The sequence below is a fragment of the Bacillus sp. LQ01 genome, from assembly GCF_057624735.1.
Window position 1 is genome coordinate 53,142 of record NZ_JBYEZL010000002.1, and the last position, 25,995, is coordinate 79,136.

Below are 25,995 nucleotides of genomic sequence, written 5' to 3' on the forward strand. Positions count from 1 at the left end.
TAGAGGCGATAGCTGTTTTTTTATTCTTCATAAAATCTTAAGAAATCTCCTCAATTTTTGTTAAGAAATAATAGTTATACTTAGAAACAAGTTAAAAACTATTGAACGAATGAGGAGAGGTTTATATGCAACTCATAACATTCTTACATGAATTTATTAAACATCCGAAACATACTGGTGCAATTGCGCCAAGTTCAAAAATATTAGCAAAGAAAATGGTAGATGTAATTGATTTTAATAAAGCGAAATGCATTGTAGAGTTAGGTCCTGGTACAGGAGTCTTTACGAAAGAAATTATGAAGAGAAAGAAGAAGGAAACAATATTTCTTCTTATTGAAATTAATGAAGTGTTTTGCAAGGAACTAAAGAGAAAATTTAAAGATGAGCAGAACGTCATTGTTGTACACGGTTCAGCCGAAAATATAAAAAAGTATATAGAAGATCTCAATATAGAATGCGTGGATTACGTTTTATCGGGATTACCTTTTACCTCTTTACCAGAAGAAGTTTCAAAGCGTATTTTAAACAATGTAATGGAAGGGATACATGAGAATGGTGAATTTATTACATTTCAATATTCACTTGTGAAAAAAGGATTTATACAGCACTTCTTTCCTGAAATTACGCTAGAGAAAGTGTGGCTCAATTTCCCACCAGCGTATGTCTTTAGCTGTAAAAAAGAGCTAAGGAGAGCATATGCATAATGGAATTACATGAATTATTATCTTATATTGAACAATACGGTTATTGGGCATTATTTTTCTGTTTATGGTTAGGTATTATTGGTATGCCAATTCCAGACGAAATGATCGTAATGAGTGGTGGCTTTGTATCTTCACTAGGGATATTAAGTGTCATTCCTGCATTTTTATTAACATATTTAGGTGTTGTATCTGGGCTTTCTTTAGGTTATATATTAGGGAAAATATTTGGTACGAAAGTACTTGATAAGCTAATGAAAAAGAAAAAGGCGAAATATCTTTTGAAATCTCAACAAATGGTAGAGAAGTATGGTCATTATGCGTTAGTCACAAGTTACTTCATACCAGTTGTAAGACATATCGTACCGTATTTAGTTGGAATGAATAACATGTCATTTAAGACGTATGCTTTGTATTCTTATATGACAGGATTTGTTTGGACACTCGTTTACTTTGTGCTCGGTGCTTTATTTGGACAACATATTGAAAGTATTGTAGCGATCGCGATAGAATATGGTGTGTATTTTGGCGTGATTGTTTTTATAGTTACAGGTATTCTTTATTTATATAGAAAAAAAAGAATCACACTGATGAGTAAATAGAAGTAAAGAAAGTTTCTTCCAGTATGAAGGACAAGATAGGATTATAAGTATAAAATTATCTTTATTTAATGGTAAAATATAGGTAATTAGTTAAGGGAGGAAGAGCGTTGTGCTACTCATTTTTAGCCTTATCTTAATTGGAATTATGTGCAGTATGAAAATAGTATCCTTACACATGATAGAACGACAAAAGGTAGAGGAACGATATGTATATTGTCCAAAATGTGATACGAAAATTAGAAGAGGAAATTCAGCTCCTTTTTGTTCGAAATGTAATTTAATATTTTAAAAATAAAAAGTCCGAAATCACTTTATATAGTTTCGGACTTTTTATTTTTAAGTAAACATTAATCCACCTAGTTCTCTTTCGTTTGTTTATTAGCTAAAATGGATTATGAATAACAATAGTATGTAAACGAAAATAAATATAAATGTACACATGGAGTGTTATATTTGGAGATTTTAATCATAGTAGGATGCCTAAACTGTATGGATGTTAACCTTTTTAGAGAAAGATATCCCAGCTAATTTAGTTTGGAAGATTGAAAGAATAGATTGAAAATAGATGAGAAGTGGAGTGCATATGATGGAGACACAAATCGTTATTGGAGTACCTGGTTTATGGAAAGATAGAACAGAATTAATACAAGAAGTTGTGAGTAAAAGTAACTATATATTAGCGGGAAATGTTATGCACCATAAGGAGAAAGAGATTGGCTTTGAAATTGATATATATGAACAAGAGGATCCATTTTATAATCCGTGTGGGGTATGGAAGTTAGAGAGTGCTTCGGCAAAGAAATCTATCTTTCAAAAATTGGGGAGTGTGCTAAAAGGATGGAAAAATACATAAAAGAACAGAGGAGTATATGTGATAAATATAAAGCGGAGTATGTAGAATCTCCGAATGACTTGAAATTAGGAATAGCGCAAAATGTGAAAGATGGTATCGCTCCGATTAATGGGTTACGAATGCCTATAGAAAACGGAACGACAGGTTGGCACATTTGGGCTGGTGAAGAAATGGGGACAGAAGAAGATTTCTTTCTTCCTTTACACGTTCAACATATTGATGAATGGGCACCTGAAATAAAGAAGTATTTAGGGTTACCACCTGGTTGGAGATTTTTAATTGCTGGAGATTACGAGGACGTGTGGTATGATTCGAATTTGTTTGATGAAGATTTAGAAGAGGATGCAGATGAATGGGAAGAAAATATGCTACAAGAGTATGGATGGTACATGCATAGCATATTAGCAAAAGATATTGATGGCATCCATGCTAATTATCATACGCATGGTCTAAGAGATAACTTTAATCATCAAGATTTACAAATAGCATTAAATATGGATCCTGAAGTCGCGCATAGTGTTTTTTGTACCATAATAGAAGAAATAAAGAGCGGAAAAAAGTTTGAACAAGGGATTGAGTATACGAATATTATTGAAGGATATCCCATTATTATGAAGTCTTTCGTAGAGATGGATCGAGAAGTTTTGAGGGTTTTATTACCTGATGAAAGAGGGATTCTTCCTACGAGGCCAGAGTGTGATGAATGTTATAAGACTCAATTGGATGATATTGAGGAGAGTTGATAAAAAAGAGCTTGAAACTATTCAAGCTCTTTTTTTATCACTATTTATGTCCTAAAATATGCTCAATCTCATGCAAACTTAATTTACTTGCCTTAGCAATCGTTTCAAGTGGTATACCAAGATCATACATATTTTTAATCATTTGAATTTTTCCCTGCTGAACTCCTTCTTTTCGACCTTGTTCAATGCCCTGTTCAATGCCCTGTTCAATGCCCTGTTCAATGCCTTTTTTAATTCCTTGTTTCATCCCTTGTTCCATTCCTCTTTTTATTCCTTCTGTCTCTGCATGGGCGAATTTTGCTGCTTCATCCATTAAAACTTTCTCCCTTGCGTCATAGGCTTGTCGGAAAGATGAATCTTGACTCATACGTTCCCATTTATTTATCGCTTTTTGTAAAATAGGGTCTTGGTTCATAGCAATATCCTCCAATAGTTTAGTTAAGTGCTCATCCTCATTTGCTGAAAGCAATAAAAGCCAACGAACAAATGGATCTTTCCACGGATTTACTTTTTCTTCATGCCATTGTTCAGTTAACTTTGGAATTTCTATAATGTGGATTTCAATGTCGTCACTCAGGAGTTTTTGTTGTTGTGTATTCCATAATATGCTTGTTGTATGGAAGGCTGGGTGTTCCGAAAACATTACGAAGTTTAGTAAGTTTATGGTGATGGTTTTGTGAAGTGCACTGTAGGGCATCCCTTTTTGTAGTTGAGATGTGTATAGTCTTCCCCAATAATATAAACTGCGTTTAACCATATCGTGATTATTATTGAGTTGTATTTCTACATTGACTTTTGTTCCTGTGTCTAATGTTGCTGAAATGTCTAAAATAGATAACTTATCCTCTTCATATTCCCTGTGTAAATGTGGATCTTCTAGTTGTAGAGAAGCAATGGGCGACTCTAAAGACTCTTGTAACATAGCATTTAAAAATGCAATTAGAATATCTTCGCTACCATTCGTACCAAACAATTGTTTAAATGCAAAATCAATGCGTAAATTAACTAACTGTTGGTTGAACAAAGTTTGTCCTCTCCCTTATATGAAGGTGCTTCTTTCCTTCATTGTACATAAAAAGAACTAGAGTATGCAAACAAGCCATTCTTCTATTTTATTAGAGGATGTTTAGAGATTCCTATAATTGACTACCACGAAAATTTCATATGGACTGTGTGGGTATCACTTAGTAAAGAAAGTTATGATGAAGTATTAGAAAAGTGGGATGAGAGAGGCCGAGAAAATAGTGATCCTTATTTTGGTTGGTTATCTGTAGAAATACCAGTTTATCCAGAAACATTAAATTTAAAAACAAATGTACATATAAGAGAAGTTGGAATGGCACCGTATGTTGAATTAGAGCCAACCGAGCATCCTTTAGCGATCGAACAAAGAAATGGAATTACTTTAGAGAGAGTTAAAGAAATAGAGGAAATGATCCAACAATATAACTAGATTAGAAGAGAAAAAACGAGTGCTAGCACTCGTTTTTTTATTACACAACCGCAGGATTATAAATCATCGTAAAGTGTCCTGGTAATAATTCAATGTGACAAGGTGTATGAAGCGAGCTTTCTCCATCTGTATCTACTTCTTTTTCTTCTTTCGTTTCAATATGAATGGATTTCGCTTTTACGTGGAAGATGTCATTTTCATTTGAGTCTTCAAATAGTTTCTTTCCGATGTAATCTTTAAATGCTTGAATACCTGTTGATTTGACTACGAAAATATCAAGTGTTCCGTCATCACATTTTACGTTCGGAATAAAGGATGGAATACCACCAAGATATTCACCATTTCCAACCATGACAAGGACAGCTTCGTCTTCATATACTTGTCCGTCATAAGTAATTTTTACCGGGAATGTTTCAGCATTTTTTACAGTTCGAATTGTGCTTAAATAGTAACCGATTTTACCAAGCTTTGCTTTTTCTTCTGCATCGATATTGTTTGATACTTCAGATACGAGTCCAATGCCCCAGAAGTTTAAGAAATGTTGTTCATTTGCTTTTGCAACGTCAACTGGTTTTATATGTTCTTTTGTAATAAGTTTTGCCGCTTCTGCAATGTTTTGCGGAACACCAAGTGTGCGAGAGAAGTCGTTGCAAGTTCCACCTGGAATGATTGCAAGTGTAGGTCTAGTTTCGAGAGGTGCTAAGCCATTTGTGCATTCAAATACTGTTCCATCACCACCAAAGACGATAATTAAATCTACTTTACTAGCAAACTCTTGGCAATATTTTGTTGCATCACCTTGTTTTTTCGTATGAAGGATATGTAGATCAGGAAAAGCTGCGGCAAGAGGTGGTACGATTTTCGTTAAATTTGTATGTAAGTCACCTTGACCAGCTTTCGGATTTACGATGAGGAGTACTTTTTCAAATTTTGTCTTTGTCATATTTCATCTCTCCCTGTAGTTTGTAATGGAAAGAAAGGAGCTGTTCCCATGTATTTTAGAACAGCTTCTCCCTATTAATTGGGTGCTAAGATTGTCAGTTATTGTCGGTAAGGCGATATATTTAAAAAATCGCCGATATACATTTTATGTACTATCGATTTTTTAAGTTATACGATTATTCCGTTACAACTGAAGCAATGAATGGTAAGTTACGATATTTTTCCGCACAGTCGATACCGTATCCAACGATGAATTCGTCTGGAATTTGGAAGCCAACATATTCAGCTGTTAAGTCTACTTTACGACGTTCTGGTTTATCAAGTAATGTACAGAACTTGAGTGCTTTTGGTTTATGCATAAAGAAGTGATCTTTTAGGAAATGAAGTGTTAAACCAGAATCGATAATATCTTCTACAACAATTACGTTTTTCCCAGTAATGTTTACGTCGATATCTTTTAGTAGTTTCACTTTTCCTGTTGTTTCTGTTTGATTTCCGTAGCTAGATGCAGAAATAAAGTCAATTGTTACATCATTTTTGATGTTACGAATTAAATCAGCAGCAAATACGAATGAACCTTTTAATACTGCGATAACTACGATTTCTTCTCCTTCAAAGTCACGTTCGATTTGAAGTGCTAATTCTTTAACTTTTGCTTGTAATTGTTCTTCAGAAATTAAAGTGTCTTTTATTTCAATATTCATTGTAATCCTCCTACAGTGTAAAACTTATGAACATTTCGACTGTAAAGGATAGAATAGAAAAAGTCAAAGGAGATAGTAATTTTTTACAAAGATAATGACAAAATCATCTGATGATATGATATACTAAGTGTATTAAGAAAACGCTTCCATGAAGGGTGAATATGATGAAGAAGAAACAGTACACAAGTGTAACATTTATAAAAGCATTACTTTTAACAATTGTTCTTGGCCTGTTGGCTTACGTAATTGATGTACCTGCGATTCGTATTTCATTAATTGGAATGACTTTAGTGTTAGGAGCAATTTCGCATGGTATGATGTCGCAGCTAAAAGAAGCTGGACTTGATGATATGAGAGATCATATAGATAAAAAGTGAGAAACCTTCATTATATAGAGTGAAGGTTTTTTTGTTTCTTACAAAAATGTAAGGTAGTTGTAAGGCAAATCGATAGTTGCATAAGAGCATTTTGGATAAACTATGGGTGTAAGGTAAAAGGCAAGCATATTTTAGGTAAATTAAGTTTTAGGCACTCTATATGTGAAAAAGGAGTAGGAGGGCATGGAGAAACGTTGGACGACCTTTTCTTTTTTAGCGACTAGTAACACCGTAATGCTAGATGGAAAAATGGATTTTTTGCACTTGTTTGATCGTGAAAATGATCATTCTTCTTCTAAATTTACAATGAAATGGAATAAATGGAGCGAGAGTTGTAAGATTGAAGAAGAGGCCCCTAACGAAGAGCAAAAGATTATTTTAACAAACCCTATTAAAGCGTGGGTTGTTCAACGTCGTAAGTGTAACGTCAAAAATCACTTCAAGAAAACTGAGCCGAGACAATTAGTTATCGCTCCGGCCCGTTCTACTTCCAAATCACGCGAAAGTAACATGTAAATAATTGAGACACACACCCGAAAAAAACATCGTACATATTGCGATGTTTTTTTCTTTTTCTACAATGAAATCTTTAAATGAAATATATTTCATCTGCATCTTATATTTATATCTCTTGCTTATTCTAGTAATACATCCGATGCGAGTAGATGTGAATAAAATATAAGGAGAGAGTGAAAATGAAAAAGAAACTATTACCAATTTGTGCAATGGCACTTTTAACAGTAGGATATTCTTCAGTAGCGAGTGCGGATACTGGAACAGTAACAAAGGAAGAAGAAGCGCAAGTACAACAGGATAAAGCTAAAAAAGAAGAAGCAATTAAGGAACAGCAAAAAAGTGAAATAGAGAAAAAGCAAGCAGCACAAGTACAAGAAAAAAATGATATGGCTAAAAAAGAGGAAACAATAAAAGCTGAGAAAAAAAGTGAAGAAGAGAAAAAGAGAATAGCGCAAGAACAGTTAAAAAACGATATGGCTAAAAAAGAAGCAGCGATAAAAGCCGAGCAAAAGAATGAAGTAGCTAAAAAAGAAGAAGCAAAGCCAGTTGTACAAGGTGAAAAATTACCAAATACAGCATCAAATAATGTAGCAATGATGGGATTAAGTGCATGTCTTGTAGCGGTAGGTACATTATTTGGTTTGAATCGTCGCAATAAGATTCAAGCGTAAATAAAATATTTTCCTATAAAGAATGGGATAATTTCATATATTAAAAATGGTAGGTTACTCCTACCATTTTTGGCATGGAGGAATGAAGAATGAAGTTACTCAATTATATCGGTATCATATTGATGGCTATAGGGCTATTCATGGGATCCTATTATGCTGTGGAATGGTATAAAGGAAGAAGCTCTGCCGGGCAATTAACGGCAGAAGAAATAAAGAGCCTTAAAAATATACAAGATACTCAACTTTCTCATGAAACACCTGTAACTTCTCAAGTGCCTTCTTCTCAAACAGAAAATAAAGAAGGAGAAAAGGTAGCGATGTTAAACATACCGAAAATAAAGAAGAAGTTTTCTATATATTGGGGAGCAGATGATACGACTTTGAAAAAAGGAGTGGGTATGTTCGTTAGTGATTTAACGACAACTCCATCTGGAGGGGGACATACTGTACTGAGTGGACATCGAGATACTGTATTTACAGATTTAGAAGAGTTGAAAGAAAAGGATACCCTTGTTTTAGAGTATGATAATAAAACGTACACATATGAAATTCAAAAGACATGGATTACTCATGCGGATGATCGTACTGTTATTATAAAAAAAGAAGAACCGATATTAACACTGACAACTTGTTACCCATTTGATTATATAGGGGATGCACCAGATAGATATATTATCGAGGCGAAGTTAACTGGCAGTTATTCAAAGTGAAATTATAGTTTCTGAAAGCGAGAGGGGGATATATAAGTTATGTCAAAAAACATTTTAATTGTTGAAGATGAAGACATATTACGTGAAATATTAAAAGATTATTTTTTAAGTGAACAATATGTAGTGTTTGAAGCGAGGGACGGGAAAGAGGCTTTAGTTGTATTTGAAGAAGAAGAGGTTGATTTAGTTATTTTAGATATCATGTTGCCAGAACTCGATGGATGGTCTGTTTGCCGAAGGATTAGGAAGACGTCCGAGGTGCCTATTATTATGCTGACGGCGCGTGTAGATGAAGACGATACGTTACTTGGTTTTGAACTTGGAGCAGATGACTATGTGACGAAGCCGTATAGTCCTCCAATTTTATTAGCAAGAGCGAAACGATTATTAGAAAGTAGAAAAGCATCGAAGAAACCTTTAGAGAACGAAGATGATACGTTATCGATTCATGGCATCCATGTCCATTTTCCGTCGCGTACTGTTACTGTTGATGAGGCAGATGTTAGTTTAACGCATACGGAGTTTGAAATATTGGTGTATTTCATGAAAAATCAAGGAATCGTTTTAACGCGAGAGCAACTCATTTCAAGAATTTGGGGATATGAATTTGCTGGCGATGATCGAACGGTGAATAGCCATATTCGTAATTTAAGAAATAAATTAGGAGAGAAAGCAAAGTATATTACAACTGTAGTACGAACTGGTTATAAATTTGAGGGGAATGTATGAAGAAAGGAATTGTACTAAAATTATTTACTCTTACAACAGCATTATGTATGTTGATTTTAGCGACGATATTTATTGGACAAACGATATTTTTTAAACAATATTATGCGAATCGAAAAGTGGAAGATATTAAAGTGAATTTAAATTCTTTTGAGAAGAATTATTTAAATTATGCAGGAAATGCAGAAGAAATTCAGAAACTAGAGCAAGACTTTTTAAGAGAAAATAATACGTGGATTACGACATTAGATAAGAACGGGAATTTAAAACATGCAGATGATTTTTATTTTGAAGTAACGATAGATCGTAGGCAACAAAAGAGCTTTGGACAACAAATATTTAAAATTCCCTTAGGTAATCTCGTCAATATAGAGGAAATTGATAATAAATTATCAGAGCAGTTTTTAGGGCAAGAAATTTATTTTTCTGGAGTGAGAAAAGAAGATAGTTTTATTCCATTCTCTTTTTCTTTATCTAAGCAGAATTTAAGTGGATCTAATAAACCGTTAGAAAAAGCATTTAATGAGAAAATGAGCAAATTAAATGAGGAGAAAAAGAGAGCAGTTGAGGAACAACTTGTTAAGGAAAAGAAACCAGCTGTTCAGGAGCAAGCTGCTCAAGAATTAAATGTTTACATAGGAGGACGTGTTACAAAAGTACAGTTACCAGATGTAAAAGGTCCTGTGAATCCAATTTATAAAAATGGCATCTTCTTAGATAGCATAAAAGAATTTCAAACTAATTTATTATTAAAAGAGAGCAAGCCCATACAATATACAACACAAACAATGGACTATGAAAAAAATGATATTAAATATAAATTATTAATCAAGCCAATAGAAAAAGACGGATCAGTAACATATATTTATGCGATGGCTTCTTTACAGCCCGTAGATGAAGCTGTACAAATGGTGCAAGATTACTATATCTATATCATTGCATTTGTAGTTGTTCTTATTTTTTTAGCTTCGTTCTATTACTCAAAACAAATTGCCAAACCGTTATTAAAAATAAATGATACGACGAAGAAAATAGCACAATTAGATTTTACAGAAAAAATACCGATTACTTCAAAAGATGAAATTGGAGATTTATCGAAAAATATTAATGTGCTATCAAATAAACTCCATTCCCATATTGGACAGTTAGAAGAAGATATTGAAAAGGAAAGAAAGTTAGAAAATACACGGAAAGAATTCATTTCTGGTGTTTCGCATGAATTAAAAACACCGCTAAGTATTATGAAAAGTTGTATTTCCATTTTAAAAGACGGGGTAGCTGAGCATAAAAAAGAGTATTATTTTCAAGCGATGGAGAGAGAAGTAGACAAAATGGATACTTTAATTTTGGATATGCTTGAGTTAGCTAAATTTGAATCTGGTACATATAAAATGAAAAAGTCTTCGTTTTATATTGATACAGTAATTGAAGATATATGTGAACATCTATCTGTGGAAATAGAGAAAAAAGAACTTCATGTTCATAAAAATATACATTCATTTGAAGTGATTGCAAATCAAGGCCGGATTGAACAAGTCATCGTTAACTTCATTACGAATGCCATACGTTATACACCAAATAAAGAAGATATTATTATTTCTACAATAGATGAGAAGGATCGTATAAAAGTGTGCATTGAAAATAAAGGTACTCACATTGAAGAAGAACAATTAGATAAAATTTGGGATCGTTTTTATCGAGTGGATACAGCTCGTCAGCGTTCACAAGGTGGGACGGGACTTGGGCTTGCTATTTCTAAAAATATTTTAGAATTACACGATGCTGAATATGGAGTGAAAAATACAGAAGACGGTGTATTATTTTACTTTTACTTACCGAAAAAAGCGTAGATAATGCATGCTACGCTTTTTTTAATTTATTTTCATATTATCTTTACCTAATCTTTATTTTTAAGCGATATAATCTGGTTAGAAAATGAGGTTATGTAAGGAGTCGATGAACCGTGCATAGCAATTGGCTAAGTATAATGGTATTTATTTTCTTTTGCGCATTTATTGTATTTTTAATTAATATTACGATATGAAAAAAGAGCGCTCATTAAGCGCCCTTTTTTTGTGTATTCATTTGATAAGCACTGATGCTTTTGAATAAGCGTGGGGAAGTGAGGAATAAAAATATAAGTAAAACTGTACATAAAATAAAAGAACCAAGCATTGTACTTCCATTTACGATTAATGAATATAACACAGCTGATTGACCTTTCGGCGCATATTGTCCCCAGAAAATAATACCGGCAATAAAGTGACAGAAATAGCGAGCAAAGCTACCGACAAATGTAGCAAGGATAATGTAAACAAGGATTTTCTTACCATGGTTTTGTTTTGCTGAAGGTTTTTCATTGCGACTACCTAAACTTGAATGTTCTTCACTATTTTCATTAGACGTTAAAAGTGCTTTTTGAATTGGACGATAGAATAAGCCAGCAAATCCGATAAAAGCAAAGGCAATGAAGTACTCAATGAATGCTTGAACAGGTGTTAAAATATAAGCATCCCCCACGACTATTTGTAATAGTCCCCAAACTAAACCACCTAAGAAAGCTGATTTAAAGCCCCAGCGGTAAGCAATAATAAAAATAGGAATCATAGCGAATGAGATAGAACCGCCTGTTGGAAGTTTAAGTGATAATGGTAAAATATCGATAATCATGGCGAAGGCTGCAAGAATAGCAGATTCGATCATCGCTTGTAAATTGGTGTTACGCATGTTGTCTCCCCCTAAATCCAAGTTGTACAAAAAAGAATAGATATCATAGGAGGATACGAAATACGTAAATAAAAATGAGGTATGTATTTCGGACGTTTGCACAATCCCTGCGTTAGCATTAACTAACAGGTTCGAAGGGTCGGAACGAAGTGTTCCCTCTCAGCGGCATGGCTCCCCCAGTGATAACGAGATTCTTTATTTGCTATTGTTTATTGTAAGCGAAATGGATGAGAATGGCAAACGAATACAGTATGACAATAATTGAAATAGAATTGTAGCGAAATGTTAATAAATATGAAGCAAAAGGGTATAGTACAAGAGAAATTGGGTGTGGTATAATTTTTTTGAAAATAATTATCATTCTCTTCTGAGGGGGAAGGTTATGAGTTTAGTAGATATTAAAATTGGAGAGAAAGTGTTAGTAAAAAGTATTCAGTCTTTAGATCAGCTATTAAAGCGTAGACTAGCTGCTTTCGGTCTTGCTGAAGGAAGCGAACTTCGCCTGAAACAGAAAGCGATGTTCAAAGGTCCTTGTACATTGGAGTGTCGTGGACAGTTAATTAGTATTCGTCATTGTGACGCGAAAATGATAAAGGTGGAATTAGCGTGAATAAGGTAGCTTTGCTAGGGAATCCGAATACAGGGAAGACATCATTATTTAATGCACTTACTGGTTCTTATGAGTATGTAGGAAACTGGAGCGGTGTAACAGTAGAAAAGAAGGTTGGTAAATTAAAAGATAGACAAGGAACATTAATTGATTTACCAGGTGTTTATGATTTAAATCCAGTTTCACGTGATGAAGGTGTTGTAACAAACTTTCTATTAACAGAAGAATTTAATCATATGTTAAATATCGTAGATTCCTCGCAGTTTGAAAGAAATATGCATTTAACGTTGCAATTACTTGAATTTGGTAAGCCAGTCTCAATTGGTTTAAACATGGTTGATGTGGCGAAGCAAAGAGGAATTGTCATTAATGTAAAACGATTATCAGAACTATTAGGTGTAACAGTCGTTCCTGTTGTTGCAAGAAGTGGAAAAGGCTGTGAAGAACTGCTTACGACTCTTAAAGAAAATGACAAAAAAGAGAAAAAGCCATTCCTTATTTCATATGGTGTACAAATGGATGAAGGAATTGGAGAAGTAATTGCTCTTTTAGAGACAGCGAATTACGAGCATCCGAGATGGTTAGCACTTCAATTTTTAAGCAATAACGAAGTAGTAGAAAAAGAAATGAAAGCATTACCAATTTATAAGGAACTCATAGCCATTCGATCTCGCTTAGAAGGAAAACTTGATTGTACGTTAGAAGAGCACATTTACAAAACTCGTGAAGCGTATATTGAAAAGTTAAAAACAAATGTTATGAAGCATGAGAAAGAAGGAAAAATTCCTTTTTCAGAAAAAATTGATAGATTAATTACACATAAAATTTTAGGACTTCCAATCTTTTTAGCAGTTATGTTTTTTATTTTTCAGGTTACGTTTACGTGGATTGGTACACCTTTATCTGATATGTTAGATGAGTTTTTTGGTGGCCAGCTTACGGATTGGGTGACGGCTGGACTTACAAGTATTGGAGCTTCTCATTTTATTCAAGCACTCGTTACAGAAGGTATTATTGCCGGTGTTGGTGCTGTATTAGTATTCGTACCACAAATCTTTGCACTATTCTTTTTCATTTCATTATTAGAAGACTCAGGGTATATGGCGCGAATTGCAGTTGTTATGGATAGAATTATGGAGTTTTTCGGCTTAAACGGAAAAGCTTTTATTCCGATGATTATCGGTTTTGGATGTAACGTTCCAGGTATTATGGCTGCGAGAACGATTGAACAGGAGAAAGAACGTTTACTTACCATTTTAGTAACACCATTTATGTCTTGTTCAGCACGATTACCTGTATATGCATTATTTGCGGGCGTATTCTTCCCGCATAGTCAGGCGACTGTTGTATTTTCTTTATATGTTGCAGGGATTGTTCTTGCGTTATTAGTTACAAAAATTATGTCTCTTACGATTTTGAAAGCGGAAAAGTCTATTTTCGTAATTGAATTACCGCCTTACCGTGTGCCACAAGCGAAAACATTATGGCTGAGCACGTGGGAGAAAGGAAAAGGATTTGTTCGTAAAGCTGGTACATTCATCTTTGGTGGTTCGGTTGTCATTTGGTTATTAAACTATGCAGGTCCATCAGGATTTGGTGTTGATATGGGAGACAGTTACTTAGCGATGATTGGTGGATTTATCGCACCGCTATTTGCACCGCTCGGCTTTGGAACGTGGCAAGCTGCAGCATCCCTTTTAACAGGATTTTTAGCGAAGGAAGTTGTCGTTTCAACAATGGCAATTATTTATGCAGTTAAAGAAGATGTGCTTGGAAACGTAATGGGAGCACATTATACAGCATTATCAGCTTATGCATTTATGTTCTTTATTTTATTATACGTTCCATGTTTAGCGACGGTGGCTGTTATTAAACGTGAAACAGGATCAGCGAAATGGACGATTTTCTCAGTCGTTTACCCGCTTGTTGTTGCTTATGTATTAACGCTTATTATATACCAAGTTGGATCTTTACTAGGATTCTAAAAGGAGATGTATAATGATGGTCAATATTATAATTGGAGCTATCATTTTTGGTTATGCAGCATACACGTTAGTTAATTTTGTAAAGAGAAGTAAAAAAGGAAAATGCGCAGCATGTTCTTTAAATAAGTCATGTCAGTCGAAAACTTGTAGTCCAGATATGGAACAAGTTGCTCATAATAAATAGAAAAAAGCTTTGCGAATGTCGCAAAGCTTTTTTGTTTTACTTTTTAATTTTTACAAGTTGAGAAGCTTCGACGCCGTTGTAACCAGGGAATTCTTTACTTGGGTCTTTATCAAATTTTAATACACCTACAGATTTTTCATCACCTTTTACATTGTTGTAAGTTGCGTCATCGACAATCGCATACATATCTGTATATGCACGGCCACTTCCGATAATTGTGTTGCCTTCATATTTTAATTTCGCTCCATCAAGTGTAGCATTTTCTACTTTTTCTTTTGCAAATAATACACCTTGTTCTGTTGTTACAGCTGGTAATTTATCAAGTGGTTTCGTGTTGTCTTTTTCATCAACTTTGCTAAGTAACTCTTTTTTCACTAGTTCCTCACCAGTTTTCTTATCCATTACAAGAACTTTTTTACCATCTAATGTTGTCATTTTCATTTTATAGAAGTCTTTTTCTTTCACTTCTTTTTTGTTTTTATCTGTAATTTGCTGAACTTGTTCTTCTGAGCCGTACAGTACAAAACCGTTCGCTTTCTCTCCTAATAAAGAACAACCTGATAATGCTCCAAGTGAAATTGCTGCTGCTAATCCGATTCCTACTAATTTTTTCATGATGATTTCTCCTTTTATATGTTTTATATTAAATACAATTTTTGTATTATTGCTTACAAGTGAAGAAGCTTGTTTGTTGCTTCTGGTATTAGTGTATAAGAAATATCAGAATGCAACTATCGAGTTAGCTTACAGTAACATTACACTTATGTAATTTAGTGAAATTGCACAAAAGTAAGTTAATTTCAAAGAGGGATAATGAGAATATATTAGAAATACAATATTGTATATAGAATGTCATATTATAATGGATGTATTTTGGAAATAACATGTAAGGACATATTAGTTTTGTTATAATAAACACATAGGCTGTAAAAATGAATATTCTTTACTGTAAAGGGAGATTTTTCAGTTTTCCAAGTAGTGAATTTGAAATATGAGGTATATCATAGGAGGAATTTAGATGTCTGTATTCAAACGATTAAGAGATTTAACAATGTCGAATGTATATTCATTAATTGAAAAAGCGGAAGATCCAGTTAAGATGACTGATCAATATTTACGTGATATGCAAGCGGATGTACAAGAAGCAGAGAAAAGTGTAGCGGCTCAAATCGCGCTTGAGAAGAAATTCAAAATATTATTTGAAGAGCAAGAAGCACTTGTGAAAAAACGTGAAGAGCAAGCTCATATGGCTGTTCAAGCTAATAACTTAGATCTTGCGCGTCGTGCTCTTGAAGAAAAACAAAACGCAGAACAAAAGATGAATGAGTATAAAGCAAGCTATGAGCAAAATAAAGCTGCTGCTGATAACCTGCGCCTAAAGCTAGAAGAAATGCGTAAGCAATTAAATGAGCTGAAAAATAAACGTGAGACACTTGTAGCGCGTGTAAATGCGGCGAAAGCACAAAAGAATATTAATCAGGCGATGTCTGGATTTGATTCAAACTCAGCAAAAGCTGGTTTAAGCCGTATGGAAGAGAAAGCTCTTCAATTAGAGGCTGAAGCAGAAGCAAGCGGTGAAGTTTATAAGAAAGAAAAATCATTAGATGATGAATTCGCAAGCTTAAACAAAAATTCTGCTGTTGACGATGAATTAGCTCGTATTATGAAGCAGTATGAGAAATAATATAGAATAAAGACAAATGAACCGACATGTCTAAATATATTCATGTCGGTTTTCTATTATATTTAGAGGAGGTTTTGCAATGACATGGATGAATGTAGTTGCCATGCTTGTATGGACTGGAGCGAGTGCAGTACTTTTATTTGCAATTATGTGGGTTGATTCAATTTTTACAAAATACAATGATTTAAAAGAAATTAAAAATGGAAATACAGCTGTAACAACTCGTTTTATTATGAAATTATTTGCACAAGGGTACATTTTATCCCAATCAATTACGAAAGCAAATGACTTATGGCAGGCACTTCTTGCTTCAGCAGTTTCTTTCGTTATTTTATTAGTGGTAGAAATGTTTATCGAATTTGTATTAAAGAAAATGTCTGGTCTTGATTTAGAAGAAGGTACGAAAGAAGGTAGCGTTGCACATGCGATGTTAGCCGGATCATTACATATTGTTGGTGCACTAATTTTAGGTGCTTGTTTATAAAGAGAAAAGGAGGGGTAGATCATGAGTTTATTTAAACGAATTAAAAATATAATGAAAAGCCCAGAGCCACCGAAGCCGGAAAAGAGTCTTTTAACGTTAGCTCCTGGCGATATGATTGAAGTGTCATTAGTTATGTATGAATTAATTGGGAAAACGAGTATGCATTCGCGTAAGGAAATTGTTTTGACATTGCAAGATGGAAAAGACATTCGTTATTTAAAAATTGAAGATCGTGAAAATACGTATTACAAATTATATACACCAATTGATGGTCGCTTAGATTCAATTGATGAAATTCCGACGACAATTGAAATGGATGATACCGAGTACCATATGGAAGAACAATATAACGGACGTGTTGTTGTTATGGGAAAAACTCCATTCTCAGCTTCAGAAGAACAGTACGTATGGGAATTCCAATCAGACAATCGAAAATTATTGCGTATTGAATGGCAAAATGGTCGCACAATGATGTATGAGGGAGAAGCAATCATTCCTGCTGATGTACAAATTATAAGAGCAACGTAAGGGGGCGTAATCATGTCAAACCGATTGTTTACCATGATTAAATCGTTTGTAATCCCTATACTTGCTATCGTTATATTACTTGTTGTTGCTGGTTATGCCTTATCAGGTTGTCAAGGCGGGCAGACAAAGTCGATTCAAGACCGTTATCCACTTGAATCTGTTGCCAAGGAAGGTAAACAAGAATCTTACGTGTATAGGGCCGCCAATCGGTCAGTTCCTGAAGTAGCGAAGGAACTCATTAACGAAAGAGAACCGAAGCAAGCATCTAAAGAAGACGAAAATCAAATGTTCCTCGTTTATTCTGATAAGATTTATAACCTGCAAAAGGATAAAGAGAAACCATCTGATACGTTAATTGAAATAAGTAATAAAGAATTTGTCCGTCAAAATTACCAACCGTCCTTCTTGCAAGGATATATTATGGGTAGCATATTAAACGATATATTCGGTTCAAAAAGATCATCATCCGGTGATTACCGAGGATATAATGACAGACAAAATCATCAACCAGTTATTCCAGAAAGACCACCTACAAAAGAAGAAAAGAAAACCCCACCTCCAATTACGAAGGAAGGGAAAGGGTCTATCATTAAGCGAGGCGATAATGTAGATTCGAAACCATCAGTAGGTGATAAGGGAAGTATTACTGAAAAAGGAAGTAATACGACGCCCCCACCTTCTACTGGAAGCAAGGGGAAAATTACGAAAACACCAGGCGGTTCAAGCGGATCAGATGTGAAGCCAAAATCATCTATTAAAACGCCGCCAAGGAATACATCTCCTCCGAAAACGAGGGTCGGTGGTTCAGGAAAGATTACGAAGAGAAGATAGTGTAGAGACCGAAAAGTGTAAATTGCTTTTTGGTCTTTTTTTGTTATGGGAATTAATCCCTTTCAGTTGGTACGATTTAGGCATAAGGGGGGAAGTAAAAATATATCAGCGATTATTAGAATATATCGACCACAACTTAAAATATATCAGGGATTATTGAAATATATCGACTTACCCACAAAAACTGACAACGATAGCAACTTAATAATAAACAGAGGGTGTGCCAAAATTTTGGCACACCCTCTTTTATATAACGATTAATGAATATCACGTTTCTTGAAATTACCGCCTTTTACTTCTGCTACGTCATAAACTGTAATAAAGGCGTGTGGATCGATTTCATTAATAAGTTCTTTCATTTTACTTTCTTCTAAACGGTTAATTACGCAAGAAATTTCTTTGAATTTCTCTCTTGAATAACCACCGTATACTTCGTTATATGTTGCACTTCGGCCTAAACGATCGCGAATTGTTTCTACCATTAATTCAGGCTCTTTTGTAATAATTTTAAATGCTTTTGAACCACTTAAACCAACTTCAACGATATGAATCACTTTCGAAGCGATAAAGTAAGCAATTGCCGAAAGGATAGCTCCCTGAAGACCGAATACCGTTGATACGAAAATAAATACGAACATGTTTAAGAATAAAATAAGGTCACTCGTTCCAAATGGTAACTTACGAGAAAGCAATACAGCAAGCATATCGATTCCATCTAATGCCCCACCGTTACGTAATGCTAGTCCCATACCAAAACCGATGATAATACCACCAACAACTGTAACTAATAATGTATCGCCTTCAATAATAGCTGGTATTCCGTGCATGACAACGGTACCTACTGCTAATGAAGCAATTCCGATAATAGAATAAATCGCAAAGCTTTTACCGATTTGCTTATACCCTAACCAAACGAAAGGAATGTTAATAACTGCGATTAGAGCTCCTAATGGCAATCCAAATAATCTTGAACTAACGATACTTAAACCAGTCACCCCACCGTCTGATACGTTATTTGGAATTAATACTGCTTCTAATCCGTACGCTGTGATAAATGCCCCAATAATAATCATCAAAGCTTTTGAAGCAATTTTTAGCTTATTGGGCTTGTTTTTGATAATTTTCTCCATATAATTTCCTCGTTTCAAACTAGTTTCTTATTTGTTACGTCATTCACACCTAAATTTTATTTTAACATTTAATTTGAAAAAATTCTCCTTTAATGGATGTATGCAGGGAATATTATCACCATATTATCTTTAAAATATTTTTGAAATCAGTATAAGAAATCCCATCCTTTCAAAGGATGGGATGCTATTAAGAAAATATAAAACTAAGTATTGATACGAATAAAGCGAAACCTAAAATAGTTCCACATATTTTCATATGGCGCTTACGTCCCATTACGACAATCGCAACATATTCGCGAATCATTGCGTTAGGCCAGTAATAAAATGCAGTTTTTGACCCGATTCCTTGGCTATTAAGACCAGCTTGTCTAGCGTATATGCCAGCGCGGAAAAGGTGGAAATTATTTGTGGTAAAAATACTTTTATATTTACCTTCAGGTTTTAAAGAATCCATAATTTCTTTAGAGAACAACATATTTTGATATGTGTTTACAGAGCGATTTTCTTGCACCGTATGTTCAAGAGGAATTCCTTTTTCAACAGCATAATTTTGCATTGCTTCTGCCTCTGGAAGACCTTCATCTGGACCTTGACCACCAGAGAAAATAATTGTTGGTGGTGTATTTACAGCTGCTTGTTTCCAATAGAAGTCGATAGCTTTATTAATGCGGCTTGCAAGTAATGGTGGTACTTTATCATTAATTAAGCCGCTACCAAGAACGATAATGAAATCTTGATTACGTCTTGGTCTGTTGAATTGGTATAAAAAATATGCGCTTAAGAAGTTAGATAAGTGTATAAAGAAATAGAAGCTTATAAGAGAAATAGCTGCAAAAATAGGCTCTAAATGCGATGAGACCAAACTTGCTGGGTTTATAATAGGGAGTAACATAAAGAATAACATCCCTAAAGCAGCAAGGAGTGTTAAACAGTTAGTGAACCGTCTTCCTTCTCGCTTCATTAAAATTCTAGCATTAAGAAATAGCCCAAACATTAAAGCAACAATACCGAAAGGAAGCATAATAAGAAGTGCTAAAATAGGTAAAATTATAATATAGCGTAGGACATCACTACTTGAATTTACAGATATAATCACACAAAAAAGAAGGAAAAAACAGACAAAGGAATTAAATAAAAAGCCGTTTATTATTTTTCGCGGATCTTTTAAATATGAGATAAGAAAAATAATAAATAATATAAGAGGAATAATTCCGAAATACATCATAAATATAGTACACCTCAATTTGTATAAGAATTTGACATACCTTTTATATTACATGATTTTATAAGTGAAAATGAAAGAAAAAGGATTTTGAATTTTCTCAATAAAATATATGGATACATATGTTACAATATATTCAAAGCGATATATTAAAAGTAAAATGGTTGAAAAGGCACTCAATAGAGTGCTTTTTCTTTTTGTATGCAATTGTGCATATTATATTTTTTTTCAAATGAAGAGGATTACAATATAATTTGTAGACAGACTTTATAAAGCAGAATTTAATACAAACATTTCCCTCTACTTTTTGTATCTAACAATCGTATAACAATAAATAATTCTGTTTTATAGTGTCTGTTTTTGAAAGGTGTCTTTTTTGAAGGCACCTTTTTTTATTAGTATAGATAGTTTTCACTGTTAGCATAGTGTAAACTATCTATACTAAACATTAGCAATCTTCCGTATAAATATTATCAATTTACTATATATTCCAGTGGTGTTAACCTACATATGAAAGGCTTTCTTTTTCAAAATATTACCCCTAATAAAATTTTGAAGAAGTCAACTGTCTCCAAACTTGTCTTTATGCTTAAAGAAAAAGCACTCAAATTGAGTGCTTTTTCTTATTGAAACATGCTATTTTTCTAGGCGATTTTCATAAAATAAAAGTAAAGAAATGAAAGTGGGTGACAAAATGCCGGCAGTTGTGGAAGGTGTTATTATTGAAAACTGCAATGGAACAATTAATGTAGGGGATAAATATAACGTACAGCCGATTGAAAAGACGAAAGCTTATAATGGATCGGGATCATCAAATACAGGAATGAAAGTACAAACGTTTAGCGGGATTAGTACGGCGGATGTAAGGGATAATGATGCGTATGATCAAGTTATTCAATCAACGTTATAATTTTAAAATGCAAAATTGCATAAAGTAACATGTTTGTTGTATGTTACACTCTAGCTGTGAGCTGTTAATGATTCTTCTGTATTATAGTTGTTAGATTAGAAATATAACATCTTATCGAAAATCATACGTACAAAAAAAGACACTTCAAACGAAGTGTCTTTTTTTACTTTAGTGATACCCTTTAGCAGAGTCTTTATGAATTTTATTTTTAAAAATACTGTAGCTCCAAAGCTGATATCCAATAACGATTGGTACCATAACCATTGCAACGAAGAACATAATTTTTAAGTTTAATTGACTACCAGCTGCGTTATATAACGTTGTACTGTATGCATCGTTAATACGAGATGGTAACATTCTTGGGAACATACCTGCAAAGCCAGTTGTCATAAACATTGCGATTGTTAGGCAAACGAATGTGAATGCAAGGCCAATTTTATGTTTGTACACCATAATAAGTGCGAGTACACTCATTAGCATTGCAAGTACTGGAAGAATGAATAGTACCGGATATTCCGTAAAGTTTTGGAATAAGTTTGTCCGATTAGCAGTTGCTACATAGAAGATAGCTAAAATAATAGCAGCTGCCATTGAAAATGGTCTTGCGATTTTATAAGCACGATCAGATACTTCACCAGTCGTTTTAATCATGACCCAAAGGGCACCGGATACGACAAATATAGCAGTGAAGAAAAGACCACCTAATATACCGTAATGGTTTAGTAAGCTAAGTAAATTTCCTTCATAGCCATTTTTTCCGATTTGTAGTCCGTAATAAAGATTAGCGAACGTAACACCGAATAAGAAGGCGATTAGGAAACTGCCAATTGCAAATGCCCATTTACAAGTTTTTTGCCAAATTGGTGAATCATCTTTATGCATGAATTCCAGTCCAGCGGCACGAGCAAATAGTGCAAGTAATACTAAGAATAACGGTGTATATAAATAACTAAACATATTAGCATATGTGACTGGGAAGGCAGCAAATGTTGCGCCACCAGCTGTAATTAACCATACTTCATTACCGCCCCAGAACGGGCCAATTGCTTCTTGTAATTGATTTCGTTCTTGTCGATCTTTCGTAACGAAAGGAAAAATCATTCCGTTACCAAGTGCATACCCGTCAAGAATGAAGTAAACTGTCCAAATCACGCCCCATAAACCGAACCAGATGATTGCAAGCATATCATGAGACATGAGCCACACCTCCCTCAGTAGCAGATTCTTCTAATGCGGCAGGTCCTTTTTTCGCGAACTTCAGCATTAAGTATACGTCTGCGATTAAAAGTAAAGTGTAGAATAAAATTAAACTAATTAATGAGAACCAAATTTGCGGGACAGATATAGGCGATACAGATTCTGCTGTACGCATTAGTTTATATACTGTCCATGGTTGACGACCTACTTCAGCGACAATCCATCCTGCGTTAATCGCGATATAAGGAAGTAAGACAGACCATATTGTAATTTTTAAATAACGTTTTGAGTTTTCTAGTTTTCCTTTTCGGTTTAAATAGAAGCCATACCAAGTTAATGCCATAAAGAACATGCCGAGTGCAACCATTAAGCGGAAGCTATAATACACGAGGTTAACATTTGGACGTTCATCTTTCGGAATATCTTTTAAACCAACAATTTCGCCATTAAATGAATTTGTGTAGAAGAAGCTTCCGAGTTTTGGAATCGTAAGGAATTCAAAGTTCTTCTCATTTTTTACATCAGGAATTTGAACAATTGAGAAGCCTTGTCCTTTTCCAGTTTCCCAAACTGCTTCCATTGCAGCACCTTTTGCGGGTTGATATTTAGCCGCTGATACACCAGATTGATGTCCCATAAACGGTGTAATTGTTGCGGCGAATAAGCCTAACATTAAACCAAACTTAAATGATTTTTTGAAGAATTCTACTTCATTTTTACGTAATAAGTGATAGGCACTAATTGCCATAACGAAGAAAGCACCTACGATATAACAACCAACTACAGTATGGAAGAACATGTTCCAAGCGTATGGATTCGTAACGAGTGCCCAGAAATCATTTAATTCAGCGCGGCCGTTACGCACGACGTATCCAACAGGGTTTTGCATAAAGCCGTTTGCTGTAATAATCCAAAGGGCGGAAATGTTTGTTCCAAGTGCAACCATCCACATACAGAAGGCACGGAACTTTGGTGAAATTTTGTCTTTACCGAATAACCATATTCCCATGAAAGTAGATTCTAAGAAGAAGGCAACGAGTGCTTCGATTGCGAGAGGTGATCCGAAAATGTCTCCCATATATTTGGAGTACTCAGACCAGTTTGTTCCAAATTGGAATTCCATCGTAATCCCGGTTATAATCCCCATTACGAAGTTAATTGTAAATAATTTACCCCAGAAATTTGCCATTTTACGGTATGTTGGATTCAATGTGCGGGCGTATTGAGTTTCCATACATGCTACTAAAATGACAAGTCCGATTGTCAAAGGTACAAATAAAAAGTGATAAAAAATAGTAATTGCAAATTGAAAACGACTCAGTAACAGAACGTCGGACATAATAAATATTCACTCCTTTTTTACATTATCTACAATCAGTTTATAGTGAAAATACGTTTAAAGTATGTGAAACTTGTTACAAAGATGTGTGTATATTTTGAAAGAATTATGTCGATTATCTGAAAATATCTTATTTTTACTATAAAGCGATATCCTTTTTGAGTTTTTCATATTTTGGTACACTATTTATGTAGTGTAAACGAGAGAAAAGAGGGTCCTTTACTATGAAGTCATTAGAAGAGATTTTGCAGTACAATGAGAAATTTGTTGAAGAGAAAAAATATGAAGAGTTTGTAGCGGGGAAATTTCCAAACAAAAAGATGGTAATTATTTCTTGTATGGATACACGACTTGTTGAACTATTACCGAAAGCGATGAATATGCGTAACGGTGATGTGAAAATTATTAAAGTCGCAGGCGCTGTTATTTCACATCCATTTGGAAGTATTATGCGTAGTATTTTAGTCGCTGTATACGAACTTGGCGCTGATGAAGTATGTGTAGTTGGTCACCATGATTGTGGTATGGCAAAAATTCAAGCAAGCAGTACGATTGAGAGAATGAAAGAACGCGGTATAACAGAAGAGAAATTAGATATGCTTCGTTATTCTGGAATCGATTTAGAACAATTCTTGCGCGGTTTCTCTAGTGTGGAAGAAAGTGTAGAACATAGCGTATCAGTACTTCGCAACCACCCATTACTTCCGGAAGAAGTACCTGTTCACGGTCTTGTTATAGATCCTGATACAGGAAAATTAGATTTAGTTGTGAATGGTTACGACAATTAAGAATTTACTTTGTCATCCTTTTTATCTGGGACAGGATCAAATCCTCCCGGGTGGAAGGGGTGACATTTTAATATACGCTTACAAGTAAGCCAAAAGCCTTTGAGTGCACCATGTTTTTGAAACGCCTCTAATCCGTAATGAGAACAAGTTGGATAAAAACGACATGTTGGTGGCGTCATCGGAGAAATGAACTTTTGATAAAAGCGTATAATCCCAATAAAAATCTGTTTCATAACGGTCTCCTTTTCAGCATATTCTTAAAGTATTATAGCACGACTGTACATAATACTTTACTAATGTGCATTTCCGTTATATCATATTGGATATAACGGAATTAAATTAAAAGCGGGAGAGATGTTGTATGCCATCAGTAGAAAGCTTTGAATTAGATCATACGATTGTAAAGGCACCTTATGTAAGACATTGCGGAGTTCACAATGTAGGTAGTGACGGTATTGTAAATAAATTCGATATTCGTTTCTGCCAACCGAATAAACAAGCAATGAAACCAGATGTTATTCATACGTTAGAGCATTTATTAGCATTTAATTTACGTAAATATATTGATCGTTATCCGCACTTTGATATTATCGATATTTCACCGATGGGCTGCCAAACAGGATATTATCTTGTAGTAAGCGGAACACCGACAGTACGAGAAATCATTGATTTATTAGAACTAACATTAAAAGATGCAGTTCAAATTACAGAAATTCCGGCTGCAAATGAAACGCAATGTGGTCAAGCGAAGCTTCACGACTTAGAAGGAGCACAACGCTTAATGAACTTCTGGTTAAGCCAAGATAAAGATGAACTTGAGAAAGTTTTTGGATAAAAAGAAAAACTGCCTGTGAAAGGGCAGTTTTTTATTTTATTAAGAGCGAACATGTTCTTTTTTTATGAAAGTATACTAGACACTCCAACATATAAAACAAAGGCAGAACAGAGAAAATAAACAAATGCTTTCGTTTTTTGCTGCTTCTTTATTTCATCGATTCCAAAAAGGATACACATAATACTTAAAAGGATAGACACGTAAGGTAAAAGAATAGTGAAGTTTGCAAAGAAGCTAAATAGGGCGAGAGAAAGAGCGATAGTGGCGATTATAATTTGAATGTTTTTTAACATGGAATCCCCCTTAAGTAGAAAGAAATAGTTACTGAGAGAAAATAATTATAAATGCTAAATTGGTCAAAATTTCATTCTACATATAACGAAAGTAGTTTGATATTAAAAAGAAGAATATGAGACTGGAAACGAAAAAATACGGGATACTCATTGATTTTCGTCCGGATTTCAATTCATTAATTCCTAGAAGAATAAAGAAACAACTGAGAATAAATTGTACGTATGGGAGAAGTGAAAAATTATCGGTAAC

The 25,995-nt window shown here is 34.3% G+C and carries 32 protein-coding genes, 1 pseudogene and 1 riboswitch; of the genes and pseudogenes, 22 read left to right on the forward strand and 11 right to left on the reverse strand.

Annotation, left to right across the window (positions count from 1 at the left end; all coding sequences use genetic code 11):
- The first annotated feature begins 125 nt into the window (after positions 1-125).
- The 5 genes from AC22L0_RS12550 to AC22L0_RS12570 all read left to right on the forward strand — a co-directional run bounded on the left by AC22L0_RS12550 (position 126) and on the right by AC22L0_RS12570 (position 2,899).
- The gene (locus AC22L0_RS12550; RefSeq protein WP_001176053.1) at positions 126-704 is read left to right on the forward strand and encodes a class I SAM-dependent methyltransferase; all 579 of its coding nucleotides are present in this window, start codon (positions 126-128) and stop codon (positions 702-704) included.
- Positions 704-1,303 carry a DedA family protein gene (locus tag AC22L0_RS12555; protein WP_061654854.1) on the forward strand — a complete coding sequence of 200 codons (600 nt, stop codon included), beginning with the start codon at positions 704-706 and terminating at the stop codon, positions 1,301-1,303. The genes AC22L0_RS12550 and AC22L0_RS12555 overlap by 1 nt, the downstream gene beginning before the upstream one ends.
- A gap of 109 nt (positions 1,304-1,412) precedes the next feature.
- Positions 1,413-1,592, forward strand: coding sequence for a hypothetical protein (locus AC22L0_RS12560; RefSeq protein ID WP_001986677.1), 180 nt, complete (start codon positions 1,413-1,415; stop codon positions 1,590-1,592).
- A 294-nt stretch (positions 1,593-1,886) separates the two neighbouring features.
- The gene (locus AC22L0_RS12565; protein WP_000970753.1) at positions 1,887-2,156 is read left to right on the forward strand and encodes a hypothetical protein; all 270 of its coding nucleotides are present in this window, start codon (positions 1,887-1,889) and stop codon (positions 2,154-2,156) included.
- On the forward strand, positions 2,141-2,899 hold the full coding sequence (locus AC22L0_RS12570; protein ID WP_487272284.1) for a DUF4262 domain-containing protein: 759 nt from the start codon (positions 2,141-2,143) through the stop codon (positions 2,897-2,899). Before AC22L0_RS12565 ends, AC22L0_RS12570 begins: the two co-directional genes overlap by 16 nt.
- A 40-nt stretch (positions 2,900-2,939) precedes the next feature.
- On the opposite strand, the gene AC22L0_RS12575 is transcribed toward AC22L0_RS12570, so the two are convergent.
- Positions 2,940-3,923, reverse strand: a complete 984-nt coding sequence (locus AC22L0_RS12575) for an Rpn family recombination-promoting nuclease/putative transposase (protein ID WP_487272285.1) — start codon at positions 3,921-3,923, stop codon at positions 2,940-2,942.
- A gap of 84 nt (positions 3,924-4,007) precedes the next feature.
- Between AC22L0_RS12575 and AC22L0_RS12580 the strand changes: the two are divergent.
- A pseudogene (locus tag AC22L0_RS12580) lies at positions 4,008-4,352 on the forward strand (DUF2199 domain-containing protein); the annotation flags it as partial.
- 40 nt (positions 4,353-4,392) lie between these two features.
- Here the strand turns inward: AC22L0_RS12580 and AC22L0_RS12585 are convergent.
- Together AC22L0_RS12585 and hpt are read right to left on the reverse strand one after the other, a co-directional pair.
- Positions 4,393-5,295 carry a diacylglycerol/lipid kinase family protein gene (locus tag AC22L0_RS12585; RefSeq protein WP_000167895.1) on the reverse strand — a complete coding sequence of 301 codons (903 nt, stop codon included), beginning with the start codon at positions 5,293-5,295 and terminating at the stop codon, positions 4,393-4,395.
- Positions 5,296-5,470: 175 nt separating this feature from the next.
- Entirely contained in the window at positions 5,471-5,998 is a 528-nt protein-coding gene (gene hpt / locus AC22L0_RS12590; RefSeq protein WP_001019298.1) for a hypoxanthine phosphoribosyltransferase, read from the reverse strand.
- Positions 5,999-6,159: 161 nt separating this feature from the next.
- Here hpt and AC22L0_RS12595 point away from each other — a divergent pair, with 161 nt between their 5' ends.
- From AC22L0_RS12595 to AC22L0_RS12620, 6 genes are all read left to right on the forward strand, one after another.
- Complete coding sequence (locus AC22L0_RS12595; RefSeq protein WP_002001286.1) at positions 6,160-6,375, forward strand: hypothetical protein; 216 nt, start codon at positions 6,160-6,162, stop codon at positions 6,373-6,375.
- A 183-nt stretch (positions 6,376-6,558) separates the two neighbouring features.
- Positions 6,559-6,891: a hypothetical protein gene (locus AC22L0_RS12600; protein ID WP_000415619.1), complete on the forward strand. Its 333-nt coding sequence runs from the start codon at positions 6,559-6,561 to the stop codon at positions 6,889-6,891.
- A 179-nt stretch (positions 6,892-7,070) separates the two neighbouring features.
- Complete coding sequence (locus tag AC22L0_RS12605) at positions 7,071-7,562, forward strand: LPXTG cell wall anchor domain-containing protein (RefSeq protein WP_000728023.1); 492 nt, start codon at positions 7,071-7,073, stop codon at positions 7,560-7,562.
- Between the two features lie 89 nt (positions 7,563-7,651).
- A complete protein-coding gene (locus tag AC22L0_RS12610; RefSeq protein ID WP_487272286.1) occupies positions 7,652-8,272 on the forward strand; it encodes a class D sortase in 621 nt (206 codons plus the stop codon).
- Between the two features lie 39 nt (positions 8,273-8,311).
- Positions 8,312-9,001 (forward strand): response regulator transcription factor, encoded by a 690-nt coding sequence (locus AC22L0_RS12615; RefSeq protein ID WP_000041848.1) that lies wholly within the window; start codon positions 8,312-8,314, stop codon positions 8,999-9,001.
- Positions 8,998-10,848, forward strand: coding sequence for a sensor histidine kinase (locus AC22L0_RS12620; protein ID WP_087967184.1), 1,851 nt, complete (start codon positions 8,998-9,000; stop codon positions 10,846-10,848). The genes AC22L0_RS12615 and AC22L0_RS12620 overlap by 4 nt, the downstream gene beginning before the upstream one ends.
- Positions 10,849-11,056: 208 nt before the next feature.
- On the opposite strand, the gene thiT is transcribed toward AC22L0_RS12620, so the two are convergent.
- The gene (thiT, locus tag AC22L0_RS12625) at positions 11,057-11,725 is read right to left on the reverse strand and encodes an energy-coupled thiamine transporter ThiT (RefSeq protein ID WP_001246585.1); all 669 of its coding nucleotides are present in this window, start codon (positions 11,723-11,725) and stop codon (positions 11,057-11,059) included.
- Between the two features lie 86 nt (positions 11,726-11,811).
- A riboswitch (TPP riboswitch) is annotated at positions 11,812-11,913 on the reverse strand.
- A gap of 194 nt (positions 11,914-12,107) precedes the next feature.
- Between thiT and AC22L0_RS12630 the strand changes: the two genes are divergently transcribed.
- Genes AC22L0_RS12630 through AC22L0_RS12640 form a run of 3 tightly spaced genes read left to right on the forward strand, consistent with a single transcriptional unit; the run spans position 12,108 to position 14,504 of the window.
- On the forward strand, positions 12,108-12,335 hold the full coding sequence (locus tag AC22L0_RS12630; protein WP_000060512.1) for a FeoA family protein: 228 nt from the start codon (positions 12,108-12,110) through the stop codon (positions 12,333-12,335).
- Entirely contained in the window at positions 12,332-14,320 is a 1,989-nt protein-coding gene (gene feoB, locus AC22L0_RS12635; RefSeq protein ID WP_070757021.1) for a ferrous iron transport protein B, read from the forward strand. Before AC22L0_RS12630 ends, feoB begins: the two co-directional genes overlap by 4 nt.
- A 13-nt stretch (positions 14,321-14,333) precedes the next feature.
- Positions 14,334-14,504 (forward strand): FeoB-associated Cys-rich membrane protein, encoded by a 171-nt coding sequence (locus tag AC22L0_RS12640; protein ID WP_000989593.1) that lies wholly within the window; start codon positions 14,334-14,336, stop codon positions 14,502-14,504.
- A 36-nt stretch (positions 14,505-14,540) separates the two neighbouring features.
- Here AC22L0_RS12640 and AC22L0_RS12645 read toward each other — a convergent pair whose 3' ends face one another.
- Positions 14,541-15,119 carry a lipoprotein BA_5634 family protein gene (locus AC22L0_RS12645; RefSeq protein WP_000737502.1) on the reverse strand — a complete coding sequence of 193 codons (579 nt, stop codon included), beginning with the start codon at positions 15,117-15,119 and terminating at the stop codon, positions 14,541-14,543.
- A gap of 403 nt (positions 15,120-15,522) precedes the next feature.
- Between AC22L0_RS12645 and AC22L0_RS12650 the strand changes: the two genes are divergently transcribed.
- From AC22L0_RS12650 to AC22L0_RS12665, 4 genes are all read left to right on the forward strand, one after another.
- Positions 15,523-16,188, forward strand: a complete 666-nt coding sequence (locus AC22L0_RS12650) for a PspA/IM30 family protein (RefSeq protein ID WP_000110280.1) — start codon at positions 15,523-15,525, stop codon at positions 16,186-16,188.
- A gap of 79 nt (positions 16,189-16,267) precedes the next feature.
- Complete coding sequence (locus AC22L0_RS12655; RefSeq protein WP_000220087.1) at positions 16,268-16,672, forward strand: DUF350 domain-containing protein; 405 nt, start codon at positions 16,268-16,270, stop codon at positions 16,670-16,672.
- 21 nt (positions 16,673-16,693) lie between these two features.
- On the forward strand, positions 16,694-17,200 hold the full coding sequence (locus AC22L0_RS12660) for a DUF4178 domain-containing protein (RefSeq protein WP_000051746.1): 507 nt from the start codon (positions 16,694-16,696) through the stop codon (positions 17,198-17,200).
- 12 nt (positions 17,201-17,212) lie between these two features.
- Entirely contained in the window at positions 17,213-18,031 is an 819-nt protein-coding gene (locus AC22L0_RS12665; protein ID WP_000071185.1) for a DUF4247 domain-containing protein, read from the forward strand.
- Positions 18,032-18,288: 257 nt separating this feature from the next.
- On the opposite strand, the gene AC22L0_RS12670 is transcribed toward AC22L0_RS12665, so the two are convergent.
- Positions 18,289-19,161 (reverse strand): YitT family protein, encoded by an 873-nt coding sequence (locus AC22L0_RS12670; RefSeq protein ID WP_000411244.1) that lies wholly within the window; start codon positions 19,159-19,161, stop codon positions 18,289-18,291.
- Between the two features lie 187 nt (positions 19,162-19,348).
- Positions 19,349-20,386, reverse strand: a complete 1,038-nt coding sequence (locus AC22L0_RS12675) for a YdcF family protein (RefSeq protein WP_000990101.1) — start codon at positions 20,384-20,386, stop codon at positions 19,349-19,351.
- A 673-nt stretch (positions 20,387-21,059) separates the two neighbouring features.
- On the opposite strand from AC22L0_RS12675, the gene AC22L0_RS12680 reads away from it, so the two are divergent.
- A complete protein-coding gene (locus tag AC22L0_RS12680) occupies positions 21,060-21,293 on the forward strand; it encodes a spore germination protein (RefSeq protein WP_002062565.1) in 234 nt (77 codons plus the stop codon).
- A gap of 168 nt (positions 21,294-21,461) precedes the next feature.
- Here AC22L0_RS12680 and cydB read toward each other — a convergent pair whose 3' ends face one another.
- Positions 21,462-22,490 (reverse strand): cytochrome d ubiquinol oxidase subunit II, encoded by a 1,029-nt coding sequence (gene cydB / locus AC22L0_RS12685; RefSeq protein WP_000017662.1) that lies wholly within the window; start codon positions 22,488-22,490, stop codon positions 21,462-21,464.
- On the reverse strand, positions 22,480-23,829 hold the full coding sequence (cydA, locus tag AC22L0_RS12690; protein WP_087967186.1) for a cytochrome ubiquinol oxidase subunit I: 1,350 nt from the start codon (positions 23,827-23,829) through the stop codon (positions 22,480-22,482). The genes cydB and cydA overlap by 11 nt, the downstream gene beginning before the upstream one ends.
- A gap of 224 nt (positions 23,830-24,053) precedes the next feature.
- Here cydA and AC22L0_RS12695 point away from each other — a divergent pair, with 224 nt between their 5' ends.
- Entirely contained in the window at positions 24,054-24,617 is a 564-nt protein-coding gene (locus AC22L0_RS12695; protein ID WP_000838164.1) for a beta-class carbonic anhydrase, read from the forward strand.
- Here AC22L0_RS12695 and yidD read toward each other — a convergent pair.
- Positions 24,614-24,850 (reverse strand): membrane protein insertion efficiency factor YidD, encoded by a 237-nt coding sequence (yidD, locus tag AC22L0_RS12700; RefSeq protein WP_000809334.1) that lies wholly within the window; start codon positions 24,848-24,850, stop codon positions 24,614-24,616. The two genes, AC22L0_RS12695 and yidD, sit on opposite strands and share 4 nt — an antisense overlap.
- 128 nt (positions 24,851-24,978) lie before the next feature.
- Here yidD and luxS point away from each other — a divergent pair, with 128 nt between their 5' ends.
- Positions 24,979-25,452 carry an S-ribosylhomocysteine lyase LuxS gene (gene luxS, locus AC22L0_RS12705; RefSeq protein WP_001141371.1) on the forward strand — a complete coding sequence of 158 codons (474 nt, stop codon included), beginning with the start codon at positions 24,979-24,981 and terminating at the stop codon, positions 25,450-25,452.
- Between the two features lie 62 nt (positions 25,453-25,514).
- Here the strand turns inward: luxS and AC22L0_RS12710 are convergent, their stop codons facing one another.
- A complete protein-coding gene (locus tag AC22L0_RS12710; RefSeq protein WP_000916673.1) occupies positions 25,515-25,745 on the reverse strand; it encodes a YczI family protein in 231 nt (76 codons plus the stop codon).
- Positions 25,746-25,995: the final 250 nt, after the last annotated feature.